Origin of the sequence: uncultured Rikenella sp., from assembly GCF_910579375.1 — a bacterium.
Classification (GTDB): Bacteria; Bacteroidota; Bacteroidia; order Bacteroidales; family Rikenellaceae; genus Rikenella.
In genome coordinates this window covers 1-2,572 of the sequence record NZ_CAJTUJ010000210.1, presented here as the reverse complement: position 1 = coordinate 2,572, position 2,572 = coordinate 1, and the positions used below count along the sequence as shown (strand labels likewise).

The window sequence follows — 2,572 nt, the reverse complement described above, 5'->3', positions numbered from 1 at the left end:
GAGATGAAATCCCAGCGGGCGACGGGAATGCGGCGGAGCGTAAGCGGAGCCGCAGTGAGGCGGACACGGGGCGGAGAATTGGGGCGAGTTTGGGGTCGAGCTCTTGCGGCTCTTTGAGCCGCGCAGTTCGCCGCCACCCCACGCGGCGGACTGCACTCGTCGGGGCTCGTTGCACTCCCCGCTGGCGGCGAATTGCTATAGGCTAAGAGCGAATAGCACGATTCCGCGAGGAATCGCCGTCCTCGGCGCGCAGCGAACGCCGAAGGCGGGCGCCAGGGGGCACGCCCGAGGACGAACCCAACAGAAAAAAGCCGAGCTCCTGCGACCCAACGGGTCGCGCGGGCCGGACGTCTGCCCACGGGCGGCCCGCAACCGCCGCTTGCGCGTCGAGAGTTGCTGTACCTCCCGGGCGTCCGGCCCGCTAAGTCAAATTAAAAAAGTAGGGTAGAGGCAACTCTTAGTTTTTAGGGTAGACCCGGCCCCTTGTCACCGGCCACTCCTTCCCCGTTTATTCTGAGAGGCAACGCAACTGAAGACCGTGAACACGATATGACATGCTGTTGGGATATAACCCCCGCGAATCGCTATTTAAGTTTTGGCCGTAGATTCCGTTCGTAACAGAAGCCCAACAAAACGCATAATTGCCCACTCCCCATACGGTTCCCGTGTCGTACCCGCGGGCGCCCGGGGCGGTGCCGCTCGGCACTCGAACCGGGCCGCCTCTACCCCGAATTTTACCCGAGAGCGTCTTCCTATTTATTCCGAGAGGCAACGCAACTGAAAACCGTAGCCGTGGTAGTTCGCCGCTTTGGCATTGAGCCACCCTACGCTGAAGTCCATGCACATGCCATTGGTGCTGTTGAACGTCGAAGACCAACTGTATCCCTGATTGCCGATGCTGTTCAGCGCTCCCGAAAGACGACTGCGGTAGCCCGGGGCGGATTGAGGTGAGAATACAAAAAGGAGGATATGAACAGGGGGTATGAAAACGGGGTTGGAGCAGAACTCTGCTTCAACCCCGTTTTGTATACAGAGTTTCGAAAGCCTATCGCCCTTCGCCCACGTAGCCCTGCTGGTCGATGTACCACGATGTGCCGTCTAACCCCGGCGCCACGATGCGGTAGCTGTCGCCCGCCACATACACCGTCGGTCTGAAAGCGAGTCCTTCGATCTCGATGTCCGATGCTTTCAACTCTTTCGGCGTAGAGGCCCACCGCCCCGTCGAGCTGCGGAACTCCCGCTGCCGGAAGTAGAGCTGCCGGAGAGCCCATTTGACCTCTTCGTTCCGGTTCCAGACGAACGGCGTTTCGCCCTTGCCGGCCGTCACGGTCGAAAATTGCAGAAAACCCCAGTATTCCGGTTCGTGGATGCTGATTTTGCCGCTCGGAGCCCAAACCCAATTGTCTTCCGGCAGGTTCGGCCGTTTGACGTATGCTCCGTCCACCACATCCAACAGCCATTGCACGCGCGAAAAGTTCAGCCGCCACTGTTCGCCGGCTTCGATCTCGCGTTTCCCGTATCGAACCTCCAGCAGCGTATGGATCGGAATCGCCATCTCGAATGTCCATTTTTCATCCGTGTCCGACGGATCGTTCAGCGTGCCGTAGAGCTTCACCGCCGACCGCATTCCGTTCATGTTCCACGCGTTGAGCGGTGCCCCGCCGTCCCGGTAAGGCCGCGTCAGCATCAGATCCCACTCGGTGCCCAATGCATTGACCTCGAATTCCATATAGTGGTGGGTGCTGCCCGCCACATCGAGGAAGACTTCGAAGTCGTTGTCCTGGAAAATCACCGATTCGCGCTCCGTAAGGGTCGCCCACAGATTCGGCTCGATCATTTCGGCGGCGATGTACAGATATCGGTCGTCCCACATCAGTTTGGCCCGGCACCGATGGCGCGGCGTCACCGGCCGGCGGGTGCCTTCGATGTCTACGAAGTCGGACGTCCACGGTACATCGGCCCACTCCGGGGTGTCGATATTGCCGTCGATGGTCACCTCCTGGGGCGCCCGGTAGCAGACGTAGCGGGGCGGGTCGAACGGATAAGGGGTGCCGAATTCCATTGTAGTTTGTCGGGCCTGCACGGAGGCGGAAGCAGCCAACAGACCGGCTGTCCAAAAAAGGAGGGTCGATTTTTTCACGTAAAAAGTTGGGTTAAGTGTTTGAAAAATATTTTTTGAGTTTACGGTTTAGGGCAGTTGTCAGGGCTCTGTCGCCCAGCGGCTTTGCCGTTCGGGAGGATGGGCGACAGGTCGAACTAGAGAGCTTTAGGTCATGGGTAGGGCCGAGCTCCTGCGACCCTTTAGGGTCGCGCGGGCCGGAGCCATCCCCCGGCGTAGGGCCGCCACTTCGCGATGCTCGTTTGGCCTACACTGGCTCCGGCCGCGAGTTGTTGGGGGTGAGGCTGCCGGTTGTTTAAGCTGAGGCTGCCATCTTTCGGGTGCCGAGCGTCCCCGTTTATTCCGAGAGGCAACGCAACTGAAGACCGTTGGCACGGGGTGTCGCGTCATTGGTCTTGAACTCCTTCTGGCCAAAGTGTAAATACATTCCCTTGGTCTCGCTGGTCGATGAAG

At 59.6% G+C, this 2,572-nt stretch carries 1 protein-coding gene; it reads right to left on the bottom strand.

Going from position 1 to position 2,572, the window contains the following annotated elements; genetic code table 11:
• Nucleotides 1-1,045: 1,045 nt before the first annotated feature.
• Entirely contained in the window at nucleotides 1,046-2,140 is a 1,095-nt protein-coding gene (locus QZ302_RS09765; protein WP_294594887.1) for a carbohydrate-binding family 9-like protein, read from the bottom strand.
• Between the last annotated feature and the right edge of the window lie 432 nt (nucleotides 2,141-2,572).